A 22116-nucleotide genomic window follows, 5' to 3' on the forward strand; every position below is an offset into this window, starting at 1 on the left:
CCCCTCCGGATCGATCATCCCCGTGATCGAAGCTACCTGCGGGGACACCGGGGAAGCAGCGGCCGATCGGTGGAGGCAGAAATACCGCCCACTCGTTCACCGCCGCGCAAACCGCCGTTGGCCCACCGGCCGTGGCCGCGGGATAGAACCGCGCCATGACCGCTTCCCACCACAATCGCCGCACGCTGCTCAAAGCCGGTCTCACCGGCGCCGGGGCCGTCGCGGGCGGACTGCTCCTCCCCGGAACCGCGACCGCGAACGCCGTCCCGCTGATCCGCGGCGGCCGCCCGGTGCTCACCCACGGTGTCCAGTCCGGTGACGTCACCACCGGCTCCGGCATCGTCTGGTCGCGCGCCGACCGGCCTTCGCGACTGATCGTGGAGGTCTCCAGGGACCCTTCGTTCCGCCACGCGCGCCGCGTGCGCGGTCCGGTGATGAGCCCGGAGACCGGCGGGACCGGCAAGGTCCGCGTCGCCGGTCTGCTGCCGGGGACCGAGGTCCACTACCGCGTGACCGCCGAATCCCTCGACGGCCGTACCTGCAGCGAGGCCGTCACCGGCCGGTTCGCCACCGCGCCGCTCGGCCGCTCCGACGTCCGCCTGGTGTGGTCCGGTGACGTCGCCGGGCAGAACTGGGGCATCAACCCAGAACGCGGCGGCATGACGATCTACCGCGCGATGGCCGACCGTCGTCCGGATCTGTTCCTGCACTGCGGCGACACGGTGTACGCCGACGCGCCGCTCACCGAGACCGTCGCGCTGCCCGGCGGGCGGGTCTGGCGCAACATCGTCACCCCGGAGAAGTCGAAGGTCGCCGAGACGCTCGACGAGTACCGCGGCCAGTTCGCCTACAACCTCCTCGACGACAACCTCAAGCGCTTCACCGCGAACGTGCCCGCGTACGTCCAGTGGGACGACCACGAAGTCGTGAACAATTGGTACCCGGGGGAGATCCTCAACGACCGTCCCGAGTACACCGAGAAGCGCGTCGACGTCCTCGCCGGCCGCGCGTTCCAGGCGTTCCACGAATGGCATCCGATCGACCGCCGCCAGGCCGTCGACGGCCGCGTCTACCGCAACTTCCGGCACGGTTCGCGCGCCGAGGTCTTCGTGCTGGACATGCGGACCTACAAGGACGCCAACACCGCGGACCAGACCAAGCCGGGCCGGATCCTGGGCGACCGCCAGGCGCGCTGGCTCGTCGACGCGCTCGACCGCAGCACCGCCACCTGGAAGATCGTCCAGGCCGACCTCCCGATCGGCCTCACCGTCCCGGACGGCAAGGGCATCGAGGGCGTCGCGAACGGCCTGCCCGGCGCGCCCGGCGGCCGCGAGACCGAACTCGCCTGGGTGCTGCGGGAGATCGCGCGGCGCCGCGTGCGCAACGTCGTCTGGCTGACCGCCGACGTGCACTACACCGCGGCACACCACTACTCGCCGGATCGCGCCTCCTTCACCGATTTCGACCCGTTCTGGGAGTTCGTCTCCGGTCCGCTCAACGCCGGCGCGTTCGGCCCGAACACGCTCGACCCGACCTTCGGGCCGGAAGCGGTGTTCGTGCATGCCCCGCCCGCGGCGAACACCTCGCCCGCGGACGGGTTCCAGCACTTCGGAGAGGTGAACATCGACGGCCGCAGCGGCACGCTCACCGTCGATCTGCGCGACGCTACGGGCGCTTCGCTGTGGAGGAAGACCCTGCAGCCCCAACGCTGAGCAACTCCGTCAGGACCGCGATGCTGCGGTCGCCGTGCCCGGCCTCGGCGGCCCGCCGCACGAGGTCGTGCAGCGGAAGCTGCCAGCCGACGTCGACGCCTTCCTCGGCCAGTTCGAGGTCGGCGGCGGCACCGGCGTGGAAGATGTCCACCGAGGCGGCGGGAGCGGAGTAGTCGCCGCTGTCGATTTCCTTGGTGTACATCGGAAGCACCGAGATGATCATCTCGAACCATTTGGTGGCGTACGGCAGGAGCGTCTCGGCTTCGAGGCCGCGTGACCGCAGCAAGGCGGCACCCTGGAAGAACCCGACCAGCGCGGGCAACAGGGTGCCGCCGACGGCCGTTTCGTACAGCGCCGCGAGGTCGGTCTCCTCGCCGAGGTGGACGGTGTCGCCACCCAGCACCCGCAGCGTGTCCCCGTGTTCGTCGAAGACGGACTTGTCGCCGCCGTAGTACAGCAGCGTGTCCGGCGCACCGACGGCCGACGGCACGTTCTTGACCGCGCCGTCGAGGAACCGTGCGCCCTTGCCCGCCGCCCAGTCCGCCATCCGCCGCGCTCCCGCCGGTGAGCCGCTGTTCAGCGTGACCAAGGCGCGTCCGGTCAGCGTGGCGGTGTCCAAGGCCGCGACAGTGTCCTCATAGGTGGTCAGGCAGGCGATGATCAGCGGGCTCGCCCGCACCGCTTCTTCGGCCGTTGCGGCCTTGAGGGCTCCCTGTGCGACAAGGGGATCGGCCTTCGTGGCCGTCCTGTTCCACACGGTGGTCGGATGCCCGGCGGCGAGGAACGCGCCCGCCAGGGCCGAGCCCATCGAACCGAGTCCGACGACGGTCACCGGGGTCTTCGTCATTTTTCGCTCCAGTCAAGGGAAATCTTCGGGATGACTTCATGCTGGGGCTTCACGTACATTCCTTCAAGTACCTACAATTTTGCCGGGTACTGACAAAAAGGTATGTGTGACGATGACCAAGAACCGCACGTTCACCTGCGGCCTCGACGCCGCGATCGCCGTCATGGGCGGCAAATGGAAAGGGCTCGTCCTGTTCGCGCTCCAGGACGGGCCGCTGCGCTTCGGGGAACTGCGGCGCGCGGTGCCCGGAATCAGCGAACGGGTGCTGATCCTGCAACTGCGCGAGATGGAGACCACCGGACTGCTGCATCGCGAGGTGTATCACCAGGTTCCGCCGAAGGTCGAGTATTCGCTGACCGCGTTCGGGGAGTCCCTCAACACCGCGATGGCCGCGCTCGGCGAGTGGGGCGAGGAGCATCTCGAGCGCATCGAAGCCCTTCCCTGGTCCGACGTGAAGTGAGCGGCGAAGCACCCAGTAGGCTCCGGGCGAATAGCACGAAACCCACCCAAGGAGAAATACCGCCGTGACTGAACGCACGCTGGTCCTCGTCAAGCCCGATGGCGTCGCGCGCGGCCTCGTCGGCGAGGTCATCTCGCGCATCGAGCGCAAAGGCCTGAAGCTCGTCGCCCTCGAACTGCGCACCGTCGAGCGCTCGGTCGCCGAGGAGCACTACGCCGAGCACAAGGAGCGCCCGTTCTTCGGCGACCTCCTCGAGTTCATCACCTCGGGCCCGCTGGTCGCGCTCGCCGTCGAGGGCCCCCGCGCCATCGCCGCCTTCCGCCAGCTCGCCGGCGGCACCGACCCGGTCGAGAAGGCCACCCCGGGCACCCTGCGCGGCGACTTCGCGCTGGAGACCCAGTACAACCTGGTGCACGGCTCGGACTCCCCGGAGTCGGCCGAGCGCGAGCTCAAGCTCTGGTTCCCCGAGGTCTGACACACTCGTGGGTGACGCGGGAAGACCGCGTCACCCACGGATCTGGGGGAGTGGCGATGACACCGGACGAGTACCTGGCACGGCTGCGGGAACTCACCGCCGGTTTCGCGGAGGTCGCGAGCACCGGTGACCACGCCTCGCCGGTGCCGTGCTGCGGCGACTGGAGCCTGCGTGACCTGGTCGTCCACCTCGGCAACGTCCATCGCTGGGCGACGGAGATCGCCCGGACCGGTGAGCCTGCCCCGCAGATCTTCGAAGTCGAACCGGATGCGGACCTCACCGCCTGGTACCGCGAATGCGCCGACGGCCTGATCGAGGCCCTGAGCGCGGCCTCCCCGGAAGACCGCGCCTGGAACTTCACCGCCGCCGCCAAGATCAAGGCCTTCTGGTTCCGCCGCCAGGTCCACGAGACCGCGGTGCACCTGCTCGACGCGCACCGCGCGGCCGGAACCCCGTACACCCTCGACCCGTCCGTCGCCGCCGACGGCGCGGACGAGGTCCTCGTCGGCATGCTGCCGAAGGTGAAGCGCTGGCACACCCCGCCGGTGGTCACCGTTCCGTTGCTGCTGAAGACGTCCGACACCGGACACGCCTGGTTGATCACACCGCCGGGCGAAGACGACGTTCCCGGCTCGCGACAGGCCGACCCCGCCGAAGCGGCGGGCGCTGTCGTCGAAGGTCCCGCGGAAGGGCTCGATCTGCTGCTGTGGCAACGGGTCGGTCTCGCCGAGTCGGGCCTCGAGATCACCGGTGACGTCGCGGCCGCCGAGACCTTCCTCGCCGGGCCTTTCACTCCCTGAGCTTCGGCGCCCTACGCCGTTCGGTTCACGTTCACCTCGGGGTCTTCTCCTGGCGGCTCGCGTCCGCTGTGCTGGGCGGAGCCGCCTGTCACTCGATCGTGGGGTAATTCGTGAGAAAATCACGCCTGTTGCTGCTCGCTGCCCTGCTGCCGGTTTCGCTGATCGCCGCGCCGGTGCACGCCGATCCGCTGACCGCTCCGCTCGGTCCGGCGCCCGTCGAAGCCGCCCCCGCGGCCTCCTCGGCGAAGGAGGGCCCGTCCGCGTACGCCGTGGCCGCGCCCGACGACGGTCTCGTCACCACCAGCGCGACTTCGCGCGTGGCACCGGGCCTGAGCCTCACCGAGTTCGACCGGTACGACCCGGCGGGCTGGATCCGCGGCGACACCCTCGCCGTCGACCTCACCAGCAAGACCCTCAAACCGGCGTACCTCAGCCCTGGCACGGTTTCCGCGCGGACGCCGCTTTCGCAGCAGGTCGCCAGGTCCGGCGCGGTCGCCGGGGTCAACGGCGACTTCTTCGACATCAACGCCACCGGCGCGCCGATCGGCGTCGGCGTCGACGCCGGGAAACTCCAGACGGCGCCCGCGCGCGGCCACAACCTGACCGCGTCGATCACCGAGGAAGGCAAGGCACGCCTCGCGGAGGTGTTCCTCGACGCGTCGATCACCTTGCCCGACGGCAAGATCGTGCCCGCGTCGAACTTCAACAGCCCGGTGCTGGGCGGTGACGCGATCGGCGTCTACACGCCGCTGTGGGGCGCGTCGTCGCGGCGGACTTCGGTCGCGGGCGCCCGGCGCGTCGTCGAGATCGAGCTCCGGGACGGTGTCGTCACGCAGGTGCGGCCGCAGCCCGCGGACGGCCCGATCGCCGCGGGCGTGACGGTCCTGCTCGCCCGTGACGGCGGCGTGGACGCGTTGTCCGGCTTGAAGACCGGTGACCGGGTCGGTGTCGCCTACGCGCCGAAGAGCGACGCGGGCAAGCTGTCCGTCTCGATCGGCGGGAACGTCGTCCTGCTGCGCGACGGCGCGATCCAGCCGGTCGACAACGTCGCCATGCACCCGCGGACGGCGGTCGGGTTCTCCGCCGACGGCACGAAGATGTGGCTCGCCACGGTCGACGGGCGGCAGGCCGACAGCCGCGGCATGACGGAACTGGAACTCGCGCGCCACCTGAAGTCGCTCGGCGCGGACGACGCCATCAACCTCGACGGCGGCGGCTCGTCGACCATGCTCGCCCGCGAGGAAGGCGAGAAGGCGCCGCTCGTGCGCAACTCGCCGTCGGACGGCGGGGAACGCCTGGTGCCCAACGGGATCGGCGTCACCACCGTGCCCGGCAGCGGTCGCCTGACCGGCTTCTCGCCCCGTCCCGCACAGGACACCGCCGACGCGACTCGCGTGCTTTCCGGGCTGACGCGGAAACTCACCGCCGGCGCGCACGACGAGACCGGGGCCGCCGTCACGGTCTCCGCCCAGTGGGTCAGCACGAATCCCTTCCGCGGCACCGTGACCAACGGTGTCTTCACCGCGCACGCCGACCGGTTCCGGCCCGACGCGCCCGCGGACGTCGAGGTCTACGCGAAGCGCGGCGGCGTCCTGGGCAAGGCCACGTTGAACGTCCTCGGTTCACCCGTCCGGCTGGGCACCAGCACCGAGCAGGTCGCGTTGTCCGGCGAAGGCGCGAAGAGCACGTTCAAGGTCCTCGGCTACGACGCCGACGGCTACGGCACGTGGATCGAGCCCGACGACGTCAAACTCGACTACGACCCCGCCGTGGTGCGGATCGAGCCGTCCGGCGACGGATTCGCGGTGACCGCGTTGAAGGCCTCGGGCGCTTCGGCGATCACCGCCACGGCGGGTGGGAAGGTGACGCATCTGGCGGCGTCCGTCGGCACGGAATCCCGTGTGGTGGCGTCGCTGGACGGCCCGGCGGGCTGGAGCGCCAGCGTTTTCCCGGCTGTCGTCGGCGCCGCGCTTTCCGAGGCGGCGGGCCGTGACGGCGGACGCGGTCTCGCGCTGGACTACCGGCTGAACGGCACCAACGCCACGCGTGCGGCCTACGTCAACTCGGCGGCGCCGATCACGCTGCCGCCCGGCACCCAGCGTGTCGGCCTGTGGGTCAACGGTGACGCGAAGGGGGCCTGGCTGCGGGCCGAACTCCGCGACGCCGCCAACGTTCCGTCCATTGTGGACTTGACGCTGAGCGTCGACTGGACGGGCTGGCGCTACGTCCGCGCGGCGATCCCGGCCGGTCTCCCCGACGGGCAGCGGCTGACGAAGTTCTACGCCGTCGAGAACGTCCCGGATCAGCAGTACGAGGGACGGCTGGTCTTCGACGACCTCACCTTCGAGGTCGCGCCCGCGGCCGCCGTCCCCACCGACCCGGCGCCGCGTGACCCGGCGTTGATCACCGACGGCACCGCGACCGGCGGGCTGCGGATCGCCGTGGTCAGCGACGCGCAGTTCACCGCCGACGAGCCGAACGGGCCGCTGGTCGCCCAGGCCCGGCGCGCGCTGCGCGAGGCGGTGGCGGCGAAACCGGATCTCGTGCTGATCAACGGCGACTTCGTCGACCGCGGCACGGCGGCCGACTTCGTGCTGGCCCGTTCGATCATCGATCAGGAACTCGTCGGCAAGACACCCTGGTACTACGTGCCCGGCAACCACGAGGCCGACGGTGGGCACGGGCTCGCCGAGTTCCAGGCGGCGTTCGGCGAGACCCATCGCGTCGTCGACGTCGCCGGGATCCGGCTGGTGCTGATGGACTCCTCGCGCGGTTCGCTGCGCGCGGGCGGGTTCGACCAGATCCGGATGCTGCGCGAGGCGCTCGACGGCGCGAAGGCCGACCGGCGGATCCGCGGCGTGGCCGTCGCGATGCATCATCCGGTCAAGGACCCGAGTCCCACCGGGAACTCGCAACTGGCCGACCGCAAGGAGGCCGCCATGCTGACCGGCTGGCTGACCGCCTTCGAACGCGAGTCGGGCAAGCAGGCGGCCGCGATCGCTTCGCACGCGGGCGTCTTCAACCTGTCGCGCGCGGACGGCGTGCCGTACCTGGTGAACGGCAACTCCGGGAAGTCACCCGCCGCGGCCCCCGGTGACGGCGGTTTCGTCGGCTGGACGATGGTCCGGTTCGAGCCGGGGGACAAGGCACAGCCGGTGCGGTTCGAGACGCGGCCGAACGTCGACGCGCTGACGCTGTCCGGGCCCTCGTCGCTGGCGCGCGGGGAGAAGGCGGACATCCGGGCCGCGGTGACGCAGGGAGCGCGTCAGGTGCCGGTTTCGTACCCGGTCAGCGCGGACTGGAAGGGCGGCTGGGGCACACACGTCGCCGACGGCTTCCTGCCCGCGATGCCGTGGGACGTCGCGTCCTTCGACCCGGCGACCGGGGTGCTGACCGCGCTGCGGCCGGGAGTGGCGAACCTTTCGGTCACCGTCAACGGGGTGGCGAAGAGCCTCTCGATCACCGTCCGGTAGTGCTATGAAAGTCCCCTTCATTGCAAAATTTGCAATGAAGGGGACTTTCATAGCGTCCCTCAAGCGGCTTCGTGCGCCTCTTCGACCGTGCCCGGCAGCGCCGGACCCCGCGGCGGGATCGCGTCGGCCTTCGCCGGGTCCACCTTCCGCACCGAACCGTCGGCCGCGGTCTTCGCGATCGCGAGCATCGACGCCAGCGCGTCCTGGATCTGCGCCTGCTCCCGCTCCGGGATGAGGCTCAGCTCGATCAGCACGCTGCCGTTGCCGAGCAGCCCGTACCCGTTGCGCGCGATGCCCTGGTAGCCACCGCCGGGGTACTGCGAGACGTAGCCGCCGTTGCCGTCGATCGACCGCTGCACCACGACCGCGATCTGCTTCGCGAAGTCCACATCGGACTGTTTCACGCCCGCGTTCGTCGGCCACAGCGTCGACGCGGTGATCTCCCTACCGTTGGCATCCTTGTACCGGCCCTGCATGTGGTAGTCGACCATGATGTCCGGCTTGAACGACGCGTTCCGCCGCTGGATCAGGCCCGCTTCGGTGGCCGGGTTGTCCTTGGGCGCGACAGCCGGGTCGTGGTACCGGTTGATGTCGTAGCCCTTGCCCTTCTCGCCGTATTCGGGAGTGGCGTCCGGGTCGTAGTTGTAGCGCCAGTCGCGCTCGTTCCCGTCGGGGTTGGCGCGCACGACGATGTCGACGGTCACCTTCGAGAGCAGCTTCTGCGCCCACGGGCTGTGCCCGACGCCGACCTGGCGCAGGAACTCGAGCGCGGCGGGCGTGCCGAGCGGCTCGTCGCCGTGCTGCTGGGTGACGTACTGGATCCGGGTCTTGCCGTGGCCGACCCTGGCCGCCCACACCGGACGGCCCTCGTTGCTGCGGCCGATCTTGTCCACGCGGATCTTCCCGTGGCTGAGCAGGGCGAGTTTGTGCAGCTCGAAGGCGAGCTTGGCGGTGGAGGGACGCGGGTCGACGGTCCGACCGTCCACAGTGGTCCCGGCGGTCTCGGCTGCCTGCGCGGCGGGCGCCACCAGGAGCCCGGCGCTGACAAAAACGGACAACAGGGCGATTCTGGGCTTGAGACTCATGGTCGGTGAGTATCGACGAGCCGCGACCGTCCAACAAGGGCGCGGTTAAACCGGTCGAATTTTGTCGGTGGCAGGTCCTAGGGTGCCAACCGTGGGTGATGCAGAGCACGGACCGGCGATGGTGCAGGCGAAGGCGTTGGTCAAGCGTTTCGGCGACTTCGAGGCCGTACGCGGGATCGACGTCGAGGTCCGCCCGGGGGAGGCGTTCGGCTTCCTCGGGCCCAACGGCGCGGGCAAGTCCTCCACCATGCGGATGATCGCGAGCGTGTCCCCCCGCAGCGACGGCGACCTGCGGGTCCTCGGCATGGATCCGGACGTCGAGGGGCCGAAGATCCGCGCCCGGCTCGGGGTGGTGCCGCAGCAGGACAACCTGGACACCGAGCTCACCGTCCGGCAGAACCTGCAGATCTACGGCCGCTACTTCGGGCTCTCGCGCTCGCACGTGCGGAGCAAGGCCGACGAGCTGATGGAGTTCGCCCAGCTCACCGACCGGGCGGACGCGGAGGTCGATTCGCTCTCCGGCGGGATGAAGCGGCGGCTGACCATCGCGCGCTCCCTGGTCAACGACCCGGAGCTGCTCCTGCTCGACGAGCCGACGACGGGGCTGGATCCGCAGGCCCGCCACCTGTTGTGGGACAGGCTGTTCCGGCTCAAGGCGGGCGGCACCACGCTGATCATCACCACGCACTACATGGACGAGGCCGAGCAGCTCTGCGACAGACTGGTCGTGATGGACAACGGCCGCATCGCCGCCGAAGGCTCGCCCGCCGACCTGATCAGCCGGTACTCCACCCGCGAGGTCGTGGAACTGCGCTTCCCGAACGGCGAGCAGGAGTCGGCCGCGAAGCAGATCGAGGGCCTCGCCGAACGCGTCGAGGTGCTGCCGGACCGTGTCCTGCTCTACACGATGACCGGCGAGGCCACCCTCGAACAGGCGCACGCGCGCGGGCTGCGGCCGCTGTCGAGCCTGGTCCGCCGGAGTTCGCTGGAGGACGTCTTCCTCCGCCTCACCGGCCGGACGCTGGTGGACTGATGACCACAGCGGAGACGAAGGCCTCCACGGGCCGCGTGGTGTCGACCTGGCTCGGCGCCTGGCTGCGGGTCGAGGGGTACTGGATGTGGTACCGCCGGTACTGGCTGTCGACGTTGTACTCGACGGGCCTGCAGCCGGTGCTGTTCCTGGCCGCGATGGGGCTCGGCTTCGGCTCGCAGGTGCAGGCGGGCGCCGCGACGGGCGGGTTCTCGTACCTCGAGTACGTCGCGCCCGCGCTGCTCGTCGCCGGCGGCGCGCAGCTGGCGGTGGGGGAGTCGAGTTACCCGGTGCTGTCCGGGTTCAAATGGCAGCAGAGCTACGTGGCCGTCACCGCGTCCCCGATCACCCCGGGACAGGTGCTCGGCAGCCAGATCATCTGGGTGGGGATCCGGCTCACCCTGGCGGGGTCGATCTACGCCGTGATCGCCGCCCTGTTCGGCTCGTGGACGAGTTTCGGCGTGCTCGCGGTCATCCTGATCGGGACGCTCACCGGCATCGCCTGCGGCACCCCGATGATGGCGCTGGCCGCGACGACGTACGACGAGGGAGCCCGGTTCGGCCTGGTGTTCAGGTTCGTCCTGATCCCGATGACGTTGTTCTCCGGAACGTTCTTCCCGATCGCCGAACTGCCGGTGCCACTGCGGTGGATCGCCTGGATTTCCCCGCTGTGGCACGGAAACGAGGCCGCCAGGGCGGTCAGCCTCGGCACCGTCGGACCGCTCGCCACGCTGGGGCACCTCGCCTTCCTGGTGGTGCTGGCCGGTGCGGGCTGGGCGCTGGCGCACAAGTACTTCTACCGACGGCTGGTGGTCTGAAATGGCTGTGATCACGGGGGATCCGCGGCGCGGGGTGCTGCTGCGCGTCCTGCCGCCGTCGATGTACAGCGGCCGTTCGAAGGCGGTGCTGGAACGCACGTTCCTGACGTACTCGCACGTCTGGATGCTGTTCGTGTCCGGCGCCTTCGAGCCGCTGTTCTACCTGATGGCCTTCCAGCTGGGCTTCGGCAAACTCGTCGGCGAGGTCGTCGGCCCCGGCGGCCAGACGATGACGTACGTCGCCTTCGTCGCGCCCGGTCTGCTCGCGGCGTCGGCGATGAACGGCGCGATCCTGGACTCGACGTACAACCTGTTCTTCAAGCTGAAGTACGCGAAGCTGTACGACGCCATGCTCGCCACCCCGATCGGGCCGCTGGACATCGCGCTCGGCGAGGTCGGCTGGTCAGTGCTGCGCGGCGGGATCTACTCGGTGACCTTCCTCGGCGTGATGACCGCGATGGGGCTGCCCGGGTCCTGGTGGGCCGTGCTGATGATCCCGGCGGCGCTGCTGATCGCGATGGCGTTCTCCGCCGTCGGCATCGTGCTGGTGACCTTCCTGCGGTCGGTGTCCCAGTTCGACTACATCAACCTCGTGCTGATGCCGCTGTTCCTGTTCTCCACGACCTTCTACCCGCTGTCGGTCTACCCCGAGGCGATCCAGTGGATCGTGCGGATCTTCCCGCTGTACCACGGCATCGAGCTGATGCGCGGCCTCTCGGTCGGCGTGCTGTCGTGGAGCATGGTCGGGAACGTGGCGTACCTGCTGGCGCTGGCGGCCATCGGCATCTACGGAGCGTCGCGGCGGTTCGGCAAGCTCCTGCTGCGCTGACCTCGTCCCGCATTCAGAGGACTGAACGCGGGACGCCGAAGCTCACCGGGCCGCGTTCGCGCCCGGCTGCCGGGGCGCCACGGCGGCCAGCGCGTCGACCATGCCGTGTCCGTAGAAGCCGTTGAAGCCCGCGTACCCGGTGCAGTACGCGTCCTGCGAGCCGTCGCCGGTGAGGTCGTAGTCGGCGGGGCACGCGATCGGAGCCGCCTGCGCGTCCAGCGTCCGTTTCAGCTGGCGGGCGCCGTAGCCGGGGTGTTCCGAAGCGAGCAGGGCCGCGACACCGGCGACGTGCGGCGCCGCCATCGACGTCCCGCACAGCGGCGCGTATCCGCCGGGAACGGTCGAGAGCACGCATCGCCCGGCCTCGCCGCCGGGCGCGGTCACGGCGATCACTCCGAGTCCGTACGAGCTGTAGCCGGCCTTGACCCGCTCCGCGCTCACGGACGACACCGCGACGACGTCCCGCAGGCCGGCGGGCAGTGCCTGGCAGCCTTCGGCCTGGGTCCGGGCACCCGAGCGCGCCGACGGCGCCAGCTCGACGGCCTCGTTGGTCGCCGCGGCAACGTTGAGCGTGCCCGCCGAGGTCGCGTACTCGACGGCGCGGGCCATGACCTCGTTCACCACGCCCCGCTTGTCGTCGTGGGCGCACGAGAGCGACCACGGATCGACGAAGTAGCTGCTGTTCGTCACGGCCATGCGCTGTGAAACGGCCCACATCAGCCCGCAGACGGCGGCCTCGGGGTCGGCGTACCCGCGGTCGTCGATCACCTTCACCGAGGCGATCCGCACCCCGGGCGCCACCCCGGTGACGCCCTTGCCGTCGTCGGCCGCGGCGATGATGCCTGCCACGTGGGTGCCGTGCACCGACGTGGTCGCGGTCCAGTTCCGGTCGGGCACGCCGGTCAGGCAGCCCGCGGACTTGCCGGGGTCGAGCGCGGTCGTCAGGTCGGGGTGGGCGGCGTCGACACCGGAGTCGAGGACGCCGACGACGACGTCGCGGCTGCCCGGTTCGATCACCCTGGCCTTGTCGGCCCCGATCTCGCGCATGTCCCACTGCTCGCCGGTGCGGTCGGCCGTGTCCACCTTCGCCGGATCCGTCGGTTCGAGTCCGGCGCGAGCGGGTGCGGCCTTGGCCGACGGGGTGCCGTTGGCCCGCTGCACCGCCAGCCGTTCCGCCTGCGCGCTGAACGCGGCGGCGGGCCGGACCAGTTCGGCGAAGTCCCGGTCGGCCGAGGTCGCGACGGCCACCGCGATCTGCGGGTAGTAGATCGTCGTGCTGCCGCAGCCGCCGGCGATGGCGGTCCTGGCCTCGGCTTCGGAGGTGCCCCTGTCGAAGGCGACGACGTAGCGCAGCGCCCGTCCTTGGGGATGGCACGATGGCTCCGCGTCCGCCGTCGAGACAGCGGCGACCGAGCCGCAGAGCACCACGAAGGCGCACACGGCCGCTCGCAGGGACCGTCCCAGCAGGGACACCGGACCTCCCACCGGAGAACAGGGGGACAACGAGGGCACCGCGGCCTGGGCTGGACTTCGGTACCCCCGAGCGGCACGCTAGCCACCCTCGGCCGGGTCGACAAGCTCTCCCGCGAAGTTCGCTCGGCCGGTGGTCGCGGCGCGCCCGGGAGTCAGGTCTGTGGCACCGAGTACACCGGAGTGGGGCCGGGGTGTGGGATACTCGCGTTGGCCGCTGGCCGACGGGCACACGTGAGAGGTGGTGCTCGCGGTCCCGTGGCCCGGTGGTGTGCTGCACATCCTCCACACGCGTCGCCGCTGCATGCGGCTCGACGACGTGGCGGGCGGCCCGATGTCGCGAACGTGGCCAGCGCTCCGCCGAGCAGACCTTCAGCCGTACGCGGCGCCCGGACAATCCCGGCGCCGTCGCGGTGCCGGGCAAGGATTCCCGCTGCTGGTGACCACCACGGCGGAACGAACAGAAAGGGGCCCCTGCGCGGCCGCGTCGAGCCGGTGTGAGCCAGCCGACGCGCCCGGGGGCGGAGGAGATATATGTCGAACGCGGACACACCCGCCGTCACCGGCGGGAATACCGCCACACCCATCGCAGGCCAGCTGGCCGAACTGCCTCCCCGGATCCGGGTGCACGCCCTGGCGAAGCTCCTGGGATCCAACAGCCGTGAACTGATGGCCAAGCTCGGTGAGCTCGGCGAGACCGTCCGCAGCGCGCAGTCCAGCGTCACCCGCGATGTGGCCATCAAGCTCGCCGAGGCCCTCACCGGCGGAGACGAGCCCGAGACCACCGAAGCGGCCCCGGTCGCCGAGGCTCCTGTCGAGACAGCTCCTGTCAAGACGCCGAAGGCTTCCGAGCCCGAGGTCAAGGCCGAAGCGAAGCCCGAGGTCAAGCCGGAGCCCGTCCCGCAGGAGGAGGCGCCTTCGAAGCGTGTCCCGCCCGCGCTGGCCGCCCCGGTGACCCCGGAGCAGCCGCAGCGGTCGACCAGGCCGTCGAAGGCCGCCGTGCACGTTCCGGTGTTCGCGGCGCCGTCGCCGGTGTTCCTGCCGCCGGAGCCGGTCGCGGCGAAGCCCGTCCGCAAGCCGGAACCGGCCTTCACCCCGACCGAAGAGACCGTCACCGACGAGGACGAGACACCGGCCGAGCAGGCCGATCACCAGGACGGTGACGACGACGGTGACGACGCCAACGGCCGCCGCCGCCGCCGTCGCGGGCGCCGTGGCCGTGGCCGCGGCAAGGGCGGCGACGAGAACTCGGCCGAGTCCGAGAACGAAGACGAGCAGCCCGAGCCTCCTCGCGGCCGTCAGCCGCGGGGGAAGGACCGGAGCGACAAGAACGAGAAGGACGCCGACGAGGCCGAGTCCGAGACCGCCGAAGAGGCGTCGGCCGAGGCTGATTCGGCGGAGTCCGATTCGGACAACGACGCCGATTCCGACAACGGCAGCAAGCGCCGCCGTCGCCGCCGCCGCCGCAAGGGCGGGGACGACGACAACGCCGAGTCCACCAGCGACGACCCGCCCAACACGGTCGTCCACGTGCGCCAGGCCAAGGCCGCCGAGACCGAGCGTCCCGCGCGGGACGAGGTCCGCAGCGTGCGCGGCTCGACCCGGCTCGAGGCCAAGCGCCAGCGCCGCCGGGACGGCCGCGAGGCGGGCCGCCGCCGCGCGCCGATCCTGTCCGAGGCCGAGTTCCTCGCCCGCCGCGAGTCGGTCGAGCGCACCATGGTCGTCGCCGAGAAGGGCGAGTCCACGCAGATCGGCGTGCTCGAGGACGGCGTCCTGTGCGAGCACTTCGTGACGTCGTCGGGCACCGGCTCGATCGTCGGCAACGTCTACCTGGGCCGCGTGCAGAACGTGCTGCCGTCGATGGAGGCCGCTTTCATCGACATCGGCCGCGGCCGCAACGCCGTGCTCTACGCCGGTGAGGTCGACTGGGACGCCGCCGGTCTCGAGGGCAAGGCCCGCAAAATCGAGCAGGCGCTCTCCACCGGTGACTCCGTGCTGGTCCAGGTCACCAAGGACCCGGTCGGGCACAAGGGCGCCCGGCTGACCACGCAGATCTCGCTGCCCGGCCGCTTCCTGGTCTACGTGCCCGCGGGCGGTGCCACCGGCATCTCGCGGAAGCTCCCGGAGAACGAGCGCCGCCGCCTGAAGGACATCCTCAAGCGCATCGTCCCCGAGGACGCCGGTGTGATCATCCGCACCGCGTCCGAGGGCATCGTCGAGGAAGAGCTGGACCGCGACGTCCGCCGCCTCAAGGCGCAGTGGGACGTCATCAAGGAGAAGGCCGAAGCCGGAAACGGCGGCAAGAAGAACAGCGCCCCGGTCATGCTCTACGAAGAGCCGGACCTGCTGGTCAAGGTCGTGCGCGACCTGTTCACCGAGGACTTCGCGAAGCTGGAGATCCAGGGCGACAAGGCCTGGGACACCATCTACGACTACGTGCAGCACGTGGCGCCGGACCTGGCCGACCGGGTCAAGCGGTACACGGGCACCGGTTCGGCCTTCTCCGACCACCGGATCGACGAGCAGATCACCAAGGCGCTGGACCGCAAGGTCTGGCTGCCCTCGGGTGGCTACCTGGTCATCGACCGCACCGAAGCGATGACGGTCATCGACGTCAACACCGGCAAGTTCACCGGATCGGGTGGAAACCTCGAGGAGACGGTGACCAGGAACAACCTGGAGTCGGCGGAGGAGATCGTCCGCCAGCTCCGGCTCCGGGACATCGGCGGCATCATCGTCATCGACTTCATCGACATGGTGCTCGAATCCAACCGTGAACTGGTGCTGCGCCGCCTGACCGAATGCCTCGGGCGCGACCGCACCCGGCACCAGGTCGCCGAGGTCACCTCCCTCGGCCTGGTGCAGATGACCCGCAAGAAGATCGGCACCGGGCTGCTCGAGGCGTTCTCGACGCCGTGTGAGCACTGCAAGGGCCGCGGCGTGGTCGTCTCGACCGAACCGCAGCGCACCGGTGGCGGTGGCGGTGGCAACGGTCACAGCCACGGTGGCGGCAGTGGCAGTGGTGGCAGTGGTGGCAGTGGTGGGGGCGGCAAGGAGCAGGGCTCCCGCCGGTCTCGCGGCCGGAACAAGGGCGAAGACCAGGGCCAGAACGAGCCCGTGGCGGCCAAGACCGAGGCTCCGCCGGCTTCCGGCCAGCGCGAGTCGGTGGTTTCGGCGGTCCACGCCGTCGCCAACGCCGCCAAAGCCGCCAAGGGCGAGCACCCGCACGAAGTCACCGAGAACGTCGAAGGCGCCGCGCTCAACGGCCACGCCCCGCAGGCTGCTGAGCCGGCGAAGGAAGCTTCGGAGCCCATTACCGAGGCGACCGTCGAGCAGGCGGCCGAGGCGGCCGCTGAGCCGGTTTCCGAGCCGGTGGCCGAGGCGCCCGCGACCGAGCTCGCCGGTGAACCGGTGACGACTCCGGACGACGAGGCTCCGGCCGCGCGCGAAGAAGAGGTCGCTGCAGTCCGGGATTCGAGCCCGGAGCCCGAAGCCCCCGAGGTTCCGGTGACTCCTGAGACCGTTGTGACGGAAGAGGTTTCCGAGCCCGAGGTTCCGGCGGCTCAGGAGGAGACCGAACCCGAGGTGGACGTCCCGGCCCCGGCCGGTCGCTCCACCACCCGCCGTCGTCCGCGACGGACGGCCTCACGGCCGGCCGGTCCCCCGGTCAAGGCGTCGGAAAAGAGCTAGTGAACACCGAGGGGCACCCCGGTGTGATCGCACCGGGGAGCCCCCCGTAACCTGTAGAACGGCCCGCCACTTAGCGGCGGGCACCTTGCGCGGAACATGGACCACCGAGAGAGATCCGGTGGGCCGGTCACGCAAGCCCCCACCCGTTGTCGAGTAAGCAGGAGACTTCCGTGTCGGCGTACGCGATCGTCAAGACTGGCGGCAAGCAGTACAAGGTGGCCGTCGGCGACGTCGTCGAGGTCGAGAAGCTCGAAGGCGAGCCGGGTACCGAGCACACCTTCCCCGCAGTCCTTTTTGTGGACGGTGGCGACGTCACCACGGACGCCGACGCTCTGGCGAAGGTCTCGGTCACCGGCAAGGTCGTCGAGCAGACCAAGGGTCCGAAGATCCGGATCCACAAGTTCAAGAACAAGACCGGCTACCACAAGCGCCAGGGTCACCGGCAGAAGCTGACCCGCGTCGAGGTCACCGGCATCTCCAAGTAGAACTTTCTCCGGATCTTCGTCAGAAAGAGGATTGAGCCATGGCTCACAAGAAGGGTGCGTCCAGCTCCCGCAACGGTCGCGATTCGAACGCGCAGCGACTGGGCGTCAAGCGCTACGGCGGCCAGGAAGTCAACGCGGGCGAGATCTTGATCCGCCAGCGCGGCACCAAGTTCCACCCCGGCGTGAACGTCGGCCGCGGCGGCGACGACACGCTGTTCGCGCTGGCCGCCGGTGCGGTCCAGTTCGGCGAGAAGCGTGGCCGCAAGACGGTCAACATCGTGCCGTCCGAAGCCTGAACTTCGGCTTCTAGTTAGACCTCTGACGAGGGGTGGGCCGGAATATCCGGGCCCACCCCTCGTTTGTTTTATGTATCCCTTTTCGCGAGTGAATAGAGGCAAGTCATGGCGTCCCGTTTCGTGGACCGTGCGGTGATCCACCTGACCGCCGGTGACGGTGGGAACGGCTGCGCCTCGGTGCACCGCGAGAAGTTCAAGCCCCTCGGCGGCCCGGACGGCGGCAACGGCGGCAACGGCGGCGACGTGCTGCTGATCGTCGATCCGAACGTGCACACGCTGCTCGACTTCCACTTCCGCCCGCACGCCCGCGCCGGCAACGGCAAGATGGGCCAGGGCGGCAACCGCTCCGGAGCGGCGGGCGACACGCTGGAGATGCGCGTCCCGTCGGGCACCGTCGTGATGACCGAGGGCGGCGAGATCCTGGCCGACCTGGTCGGCTCCGGAGCCACCTTCATCGCCGCCCAGGGCGGCCGTGGCGGCCTCGGCAACGCGTCGCTGGCCTCCAGCACGCGCAAGGCGCCCGGATTCGCGCTGCTGGGCGAGCCGGGGGAGAGCCGGAACCTCGTCCTGGAACTGCGTTCGGTCGCCGACGTCGGCCTGCTCGGCTTCCCGTCCGCGGGCAAGTCTTCGCTGATCTCGGTGCTGTCCGCGGCCAAGCCGAAGATCGCCGACTACCCGTTCACCACCCTGGTGCCGAACCTGGGCGTGATCACCGCCGGATCGACCGTGTTCACGATGGCCGACGTGCCGGGCCTGATCCCCGGCGCGAGCGAGGGCAAGGGCCTCGGTCTGGACTTCCTGCGCCACATCGAGCGGTGCGCGGTGCTGGTGCACGTCATCGACTGCGCCACCTTCGAGCCCGGGCGCGACCCACTGTCCGATATGGACGCCCTCGAAGAGGAACTGGCTCGCTACACCCCGAGTCTCGGCGGCGACCTCGCCGACCGGCCGCGGGTGGTGGTGCTCAACAAGATCGACGTCCCGGACGCCGCCGAACTCGCCGAGTTCGTCCGCCCGGAGCTGGAAGCCCGCGGGCTCAGTGTGTTCGAGATCTCCACGGCGTCCCGCCAGGGGCTGAAGGAACTGACCTACGCGCTCGCCGCCGTGGTCGAGAAGTACCGCGCCGACCAGCCGGAACCCGAGCCGGAGAAGGTCGTGCTGCGGCCGATGGCCGTCAACGACGCGGGCTTCACCGTCGAGCTCGACCCGGAGGAGGAAGGCGCCTTCATCGTGCGCGGCGTCCGTCCGGAGCGGTGGATCCGCCAGACGACCTTCGCCAACGACGAGGCCGTCGGCTACCTCGCGGACCGTTTGCAGCGCCTCGGTGTCGAGGAAGCGCTGGCCCGCAAGGGAGCCGTGCCGGGCAGCCCGGTCACCATCGGCGACGTCCAGTTCGAATGGGAGCCGTCGACCCCGGCCGGGGTCGCGGTGCACATGTCGGGCCGTGGCACGGATGTGCGGCTGGAGAACAACAGCCGGATCGGTGCCTCCGATCGCAAGGAAGCCCGCCGGATCCGTCGTGACGGCCCGGACGGTGTCGAAGACGAGACGGACGACGAGTGAGCTCTGCCCGTGATGCGATCGCCGGCGCGAAGCGGGTGGTCGTCAAGGTCGGTTCCTCCGCGCTGACCACCGCCGGTGACGGTCTCGACGTGGCCAGGCTGGACGCGCTGGTGGACGCGATCGCCGAGAGGGTCTCTCGCGGCACGCAGATCGTTTTGGTGTCCTCGGGGGCGATCGGCGCGGGACTCGCGCCGCTCGCGCTCGGCAAGCGACCGCGTGACCTGGCCACCCAGCAGGCCGCGGCCAGTGTCGGCCAGCTCGCGCTGGCCCACGCCTACGCCGAGTCGTTCGGCCGGTTTTCCCTGACGGTGGGCCAGGTTCTGCTGACGTCGGACGACGTCGTGCGCCGGGCCCACTATCGCAACGCGCAGAACACGTTCACCCGCTTGCTGGCCCTCGGCGCGGTTCCGGTGGTCAACGAGAACGACACCGTGGCCACCGAAGAGATCCGCTTCGGCGACAACGACCGGCTGGCCGCCTTGGTGGCCCACCTGATCGGCGCCGACGCGCTCGTCCTGCTGTCCGATGTGGACGGTCTGTACGACGGAGACCCCCGTGACGGCGCGACCCGCAAGATCGCCGAGGTCGCCGGAGAGTCCGATGTGGACGGAATCACCGTCGGCATGTCGAGCTCCGGGCTCGGCACCGGCGGCATGGTCTCGAAGCTCGCCGCGGCCCGCACCGCCGCCGGCGCCGGGATCCCGGTCCTGCTCGCCGCCGCTTCCGAAGCCGCACGCGCCCTCACCACCGCCGAGGTCGGCACGGCGTTCGCCGCCGCGGACTCCCGGCTGTCGGCCCGCCGGTTCTGGCTGGGCTACGCCGCGGGCGCGTCCGGGAAACTGCACCTCGACGACGGCGCGGTCTCGGCCGTCGTCCGTCGCCGCCGTTCCCTGCTCGCCGCCGGGATCACCGGTGTCGAAGGGGACTTCCAGGCGGGCGACGTCGTCGACCTGGTCGACCTCCGGCAGCGGACCGTGGCGAGAGGGGTCGTGGCCTTCGACGCGGGCGAACTGCCCGATCTCATCGGCCGCTCCAGCCACGACCTCCCCGCCGAGCAGCGGCGAGAGGTCGTCCACGCGGACGACCTCGTCCCCTTGCGTCGTTAGGGCACCAGGCCCGGGGTCAGGGCGATCTCGCGGAGCTGAGCTTGGGTCAGGGGAGGCAGTTCGCGCTGCCCCGGCGGATACGGCTGTGCGTCCGTTCCCGCTTCGGTGGAGTTGCTGGAACTGACGACGACGAGTGCCTGCGCGGTGCGATAGGCGGCCTGGTAGATGACGAAGTCAGGGTTGCGGGGCTTCCTGATCGTCGTCTCCACGAGGGTTCCGCCGCGGATCAGGCTCGCCGAGCACGTGGTCGGAGTCGGCTCCTGGACCTCGCAAGCGGTTCCCGCCGAAAGCAGTGTGCCGTCGTTGGTCGCCAGGTCCACGTAGAGCGAACCCGTCCGGTCGCTCACCTCGGCCGACATGACGTAGAGCGTCTTGTCCGTCGCCGGATAGGCTTCCAGCTTGAGCGGGTCCGCCGGGGTGACATACGTGCGGATCGCCTGGTCGAGCAGGCACTCCAAGCGAGCGGTCACCGCCTTCGGGGTCTCCTCGGGTGACTTTTCACCACAGGGTGAGATCGAGGCCGGTTCGGCCCGGTCCGGAAGTGCGATGAGCGCGGTGCCCACCGGGAATCCCGCCACGGCCAGCGCGACCACCGCGACGATGGTCGTCAGACGGCGTCGCCGGGACCGCCTGCCTGCGGTGAGCACACCGTCGCCGGTGAGCCCGATCGGCGGCTCCGCTTCGGTCACGTACTCCTTCAGCGCGGAGCGGACATCGTGGTCTTCCATGACTACTCCTTGCTCGTCGGGGAGGGCAGGACGGCGCGCAGTGCCTCGACCCCGCGGGCGGTCTGGCTTTTGACGGTGCCTTCGGCGATGCCGAGCAACGAGGCGACTTCGGCGACCGAAAGGTCTTCGAGGAAGCGAAGGACGACCATCGCGCGCTGGCGCGGTGTCAGGCCGCTGAGCACCCGTTCGAGGTCGATCCGGTCGTGGCTGTCGTAGCCCGGTGGCGCGGCCTGGTCGGGAGGCGCCGAGGTCACCAGCTCCCGGCCGTGTTTCCGCCTTCGGGAAAGGAAGAGGTTGAGCAGGATCCGGCGCGCGTAGGCGTCGACCGTGTCCGGCCTGATCCGCCGCCAACGCCGGTACAGCTGGATGAACGTGGCCTGCACCAGGTCTTCGGCGCCGTGCCAGTCGCCGCACATGCCGAACGCCAGCCGCCGGAATCGTTGTACGCGGGCCGCGAAGTACTCACTGAAGTCGGCGTCTCTCGTTTGTCCCACACCGGCCACCTCCCCCTCGTCTCACTCTCTCTAGTCCGGAAGGCGTCCGAAAGGTTCAAGTGATTCCGCGACGGGGGAGCAAGGGACCTTTGCTATCGCTTCCCGGGATCGGCGAGGTGACCGATGAGCCGTGCCAGCTGCTCGCCGTAGGCCTCCACGACCTCGGCCGACTGGGGATCCTGGCCCGAGACGGCCCGGACGACGCGGGGGAACGCCAGCGTGGCACTGGCCGCGGCCATGAAGATCACCAGCAGGAACGCCGGATCGAGGTCGGCGGGGAAGTCTCCCGCGGCTTGGCGGGCCCGCACGTACTCCACCTGCCGCTCGAGGAAGCCGCGCTGGCCTTCGACGCCGATCGCGTCGGGGGCGCCGTCGGTCAGGTTCTCCCAGAGGAACAGTTTGGCGAGATCGTGGTCCCGGATCCCCGACTGGACGAAGAACCGGATCGACTCCGCGAACGGCATGTCGTGCTCGGAGGCCGCGACGTAGTCGTCGTACATCGTCGCGGTCAGCGCGTTGTAGAGGCCTTCCTTGCCGCCGAAGTAGTACGAGATCAGCTGTTTGTTCACGCCCGCCCTCGCGGCGATCTCGCTGACTCGTGCCGCGGCGTAGCCCTTCGCGCCGAACTCGCTTTTCGCCGCCTCCAAGAGCTGTGCCTTGGTGCGCTCGGGGTCGCGCTGGCGTTCGACGGGGGCGCGACGAGGACTGCGCGGGGCGGCTTCGGACATGGGGTCACCTTAGCCGCTGACTCTTTC

19 protein-coding genes are annotated in these 22116 nt (G+C 70.2%); 13 read left to right on the top strand and 6 right to left on the bottom strand.

All coding sequences use genetic code 11. The features are described 5' to 3' along the window. The first annotated feature begins 155 nt into the window (after positions 1-155). A complete protein-coding gene (locus BKN51_RS02115) occupies positions 156-1712 on the top strand; it encodes an alkaline phosphatase D family protein (RefSeq protein ID WP_101605996.1) in 1557 nt (518 codons plus the stop codon). Here BKN51_RS02115 and BKN51_RS02120 read toward each other — a convergent pair. Further along, entirely contained in the window at positions 1666-2559 is an 894-nt protein-coding gene (locus BKN51_RS02120) for an NAD(P)-dependent oxidoreductase (RefSeq protein ID WP_101605997.1), read from the bottom strand. The two genes, BKN51_RS02115 and BKN51_RS02120, sit on opposite strands and share 47 nt — an antisense overlap. A 112-nt stretch (positions 2560-2671) precedes the next feature. Between BKN51_RS02120 and BKN51_RS02125 the strand changes: the two genes are divergently transcribed. From BKN51_RS02125 to BKN51_RS02140, 4 genes are all read left to right on the top strand, one after another. Further along, entirely contained in the window at positions 2672-3019 is a 348-nt protein-coding gene (locus BKN51_RS02125) for a winged helix-turn-helix transcriptional regulator (RefSeq protein WP_101613008.1), read from the top strand. 64 nt (positions 3020-3083) lie between these two features. Beyond that, positions 3084-3494 (top strand): nucleoside-diphosphate kinase, encoded by a 411-nt coding sequence (gene ndk, locus BKN51_RS02130; protein WP_020629465.1) that lies wholly within the window; start codon positions 3084-3086, stop codon positions 3492-3494. Positions 3495-3550: 56 nt separating this feature from the next. Continuing rightward, positions 3551-4294, top strand: a complete 744-nt coding sequence (locus tag BKN51_RS02135; protein ID WP_101605998.1) for a maleylpyruvate isomerase family mycothiol-dependent enzyme — start codon at positions 3551-3553, stop codon at positions 4292-4294. A gap of 128 nt (positions 4295-4422) precedes the next feature. After that, complete coding sequence (locus BKN51_RS02140) at positions 4423-7767, top strand: phosphodiester glycosidase family protein (protein WP_101605999.1); 3345 nt, start codon at positions 4423-4425, stop codon at positions 7765-7767. A 59-nt stretch (positions 7768-7826) separates the two neighbouring features. Here BKN51_RS02140 and BKN51_RS02145 read toward each other — a convergent pair whose 3' ends face one another. Beyond that, on the bottom strand, positions 7827-8852 hold the full coding sequence (locus BKN51_RS02145; protein WP_101606000.1) for a M14 family zinc carboxypeptidase: 1026 nt from the start codon (positions 8850-8852) through the stop codon (positions 7827-7829). Positions 8853-8970: 118 nt separating this feature from the next. On the opposite strand from BKN51_RS02145, the gene BKN51_RS02150 reads away from it, so the two are divergent. Genes BKN51_RS02150 through BKN51_RS02160 form a run of 3 tightly spaced genes read left to right on the top strand, consistent with a single transcriptional unit; the run spans position 8971 to position 11529 of the window. Then, positions 8971-9885, top strand: a complete 915-nt coding sequence (locus tag BKN51_RS02150; RefSeq protein ID WP_101606001.1) for an ABC transporter ATP-binding protein — start codon at positions 8971-8973, stop codon at positions 9883-9885. Further along, the gene (locus BKN51_RS02155) at positions 9885-10700 is read left to right on the top strand and encodes an ABC transporter permease (RefSeq protein WP_101606002.1); all 816 of its coding nucleotides are present in this window, start codon (positions 9885-9887) and stop codon (positions 10698-10700) included. The genes BKN51_RS02150 and BKN51_RS02155 overlap by 1 nt, the downstream gene beginning before the upstream one ends. Position 10701: 1 nt before the next feature. Then, complete coding sequence (locus BKN51_RS02160) at positions 10702-11529, top strand: ABC transporter permease (RefSeq protein ID WP_101606003.1); 828 nt, start codon at positions 10702-10704, stop codon at positions 11527-11529. A 42-nt stretch (positions 11530-11571) separates the two neighbouring features. Here BKN51_RS02160 and BKN51_RS02165 read toward each other — a convergent pair whose 3' ends face one another. Next, positions 11572-13002, bottom strand: a complete 1431-nt coding sequence (locus BKN51_RS02165) for a S8 family peptidase (protein ID WP_101606004.1) — start codon at positions 13000-13002, stop codon at positions 11572-11574. A 531-nt stretch (positions 13003-13533) separates the two neighbouring features. Here BKN51_RS02165 and BKN51_RS02170 point away from each other — a divergent pair. From BKN51_RS02170 to proB, 5 genes are all read left to right on the top strand, one after another. After that, positions 13534-16689 carry a translation initiation factor IF-2 N-terminal domain-containing protein gene (locus BKN51_RS02170; RefSeq protein WP_101606005.1) on the top strand — a complete coding sequence of 1052 codons (3156 nt, stop codon included), beginning with the start codon at positions 13534-13536 and terminating at the stop codon, positions 16687-16689. Positions 16690-16859: 170 nt separating this feature from the next. Continuing rightward, the gene (gene rplU / locus BKN51_RS02175) at positions 16860-17174 is read left to right on the top strand and encodes a 50S ribosomal protein L21 (RefSeq protein WP_005158538.1); all 315 of its coding nucleotides are present in this window, start codon (positions 16860-16862) and stop codon (positions 17172-17174) included. 38 nt (positions 17175-17212) lie between these two features. Continuing rightward, positions 17213-17470, top strand: a complete 258-nt coding sequence (gene rpmA, locus BKN51_RS02180) for a 50S ribosomal protein L27 (RefSeq protein ID WP_003067129.1) — start codon at positions 17213-17215, stop codon at positions 17468-17470. A 105-nt stretch (positions 17471-17575) separates the two neighbouring features. Next, positions 17576-19033, top strand: coding sequence for a GTPase ObgE (gene obgE, locus BKN51_RS02185; RefSeq protein ID WP_101606006.1), 1458 nt, complete (start codon positions 17576-17578; stop codon positions 19031-19033). Continuing rightward, positions 19030-20139, top strand: a complete 1110-nt coding sequence (proB, locus tag BKN51_RS02190; RefSeq protein ID WP_101606007.1) for a glutamate 5-kinase — start codon at positions 19030-19032, stop codon at positions 20137-20139. Before obgE ends, proB begins: the two co-directional genes overlap by 4 nt. On the opposite strand, the gene BKN51_RS02195 is transcribed toward proB, so the two are convergent. From BKN51_RS02195 to BKN51_RS02205, 3 genes are all read right to left on the bottom strand, one after another. Further along, positions 20136-20867, bottom strand: a complete 732-nt coding sequence (locus BKN51_RS02195) for a hypothetical protein (RefSeq protein WP_101606008.1) — start codon at positions 20865-20867, stop codon at positions 20136-20138. The genes proB and BKN51_RS02195 overlap by 4 nt on opposite strands. A 2-nt stretch (positions 20868-20869) precedes the next feature. Continuing rightward, positions 20870-21361 carry a SigE family RNA polymerase sigma factor gene (locus tag BKN51_RS02200; protein ID WP_101613009.1) on the bottom strand — a complete coding sequence of 164 codons (492 nt, stop codon included), beginning with the start codon at positions 21359-21361 and terminating at the stop codon, positions 20870-20872. Between the two features lie 92 nt (positions 21362-21453). After that, complete coding sequence (locus tag BKN51_RS02205; RefSeq protein WP_101606009.1) at positions 21454-22089, bottom strand: TetR/AcrR family transcriptional regulator; 636 nt, start codon at positions 22087-22089, stop codon at positions 21454-21456. Positions 22090-22116 lie beyond the last annotated feature (27 nt).

The sequence above is a fragment of the Amycolatopsis sp. BJA-103 genome (genome assembly GCF_002849735.1).
Taxonomy (GTDB): domain Bacteria; phylum Actinomycetota; class Actinomycetes; order Mycobacteriales; family Pseudonocardiaceae; genus Amycolatopsis.

Excerpts from the sequence above, each read along its gene's own strand:
- BKN51_RS02115 (WP_101605996.1), top strand. The coding sequence starts at position 156 with ATGACCGCTTCCCACCACAATCGCCGCACGCTGCTCAAAGCCGGTCTC.
- BKN51_RS02120 (WP_101605997.1), bottom strand. The coding sequence starts at position 2,559 with ATGACGAAGACCCCGGTGACCGTCGTCGGACTCGGTTCGATGGGCTCG.
- BKN51_RS02125 (WP_101613008.1), top strand. The coding sequence starts at position 2,672 with ATGACCAAGAACCGCACGTTCACCTGCGGCCTCGACGCCGCGATCGCC.
- BKN51_RS02135 (WP_101605998.1), top strand. The coding sequence starts at position 3,551 with ATGACACCGGACGAGTACCTGGCACGGCTGCGGGAACTCACCGCCGGT.
- BKN51_RS02145 (WP_101606000.1), bottom strand. The coding sequence starts at position 8,852 with ATGAGTCTCAAGCCCAGAATCGCCCTGTTGTCCGTTTTTGTCAGCGCC.
- BKN51_RS02150 (WP_101606001.1), top strand. The coding sequence starts at position 8,971 with ATGGTGCAGGCGAAGGCGTTGGTCAAGCGTTTCGGCGACTTCGAGGCC.
- BKN51_RS02155 (WP_101606002.1), top strand. The coding sequence starts at position 9,885 with ATGACCACAGCGGAGACGAAGGCCTCCACGGGCCGCGTGGTGTCGACC.
- BKN51_RS02160 (WP_101606003.1), top strand. The coding sequence starts at position 10,702 with ATGGCTGTGATCACGGGGGATCCGCGGCGCGGGGTGCTGCTGCGCGTC.
- BKN51_RS02170 (WP_101606005.1), top strand. The coding sequence starts at position 13,534 with ATGTCGAACGCGGACACACCCGCCGTCACCGGCGGGAATACCGCCACA.
- rpmA (WP_003067129.1), top strand. The coding sequence starts at position 17,213 with ATGGCTCACAAGAAGGGTGCGTCCAGCTCCCGCAACGGTCGCGATTCG.
- obgE (WP_101606006.1), top strand. The coding sequence starts at position 17,576 with ATGGCGTCCCGTTTCGTGGACCGTGCGGTGATCCACCTGACCGCCGGT.
- BKN51_RS02195 (WP_101606008.1), bottom strand. The coding sequence starts at position 20,867 with ATGGAAGACCACGATGTCCGCTCCGCGCTGAAGGAGTACGTGACCGAA.
- BKN51_RS02205 (WP_101606009.1), bottom strand. The coding sequence starts at position 22,089 with ATGTCCGAAGCCGCCCCGCGCAGTCCTCGTCGCGCCCCCGTCGAACGC.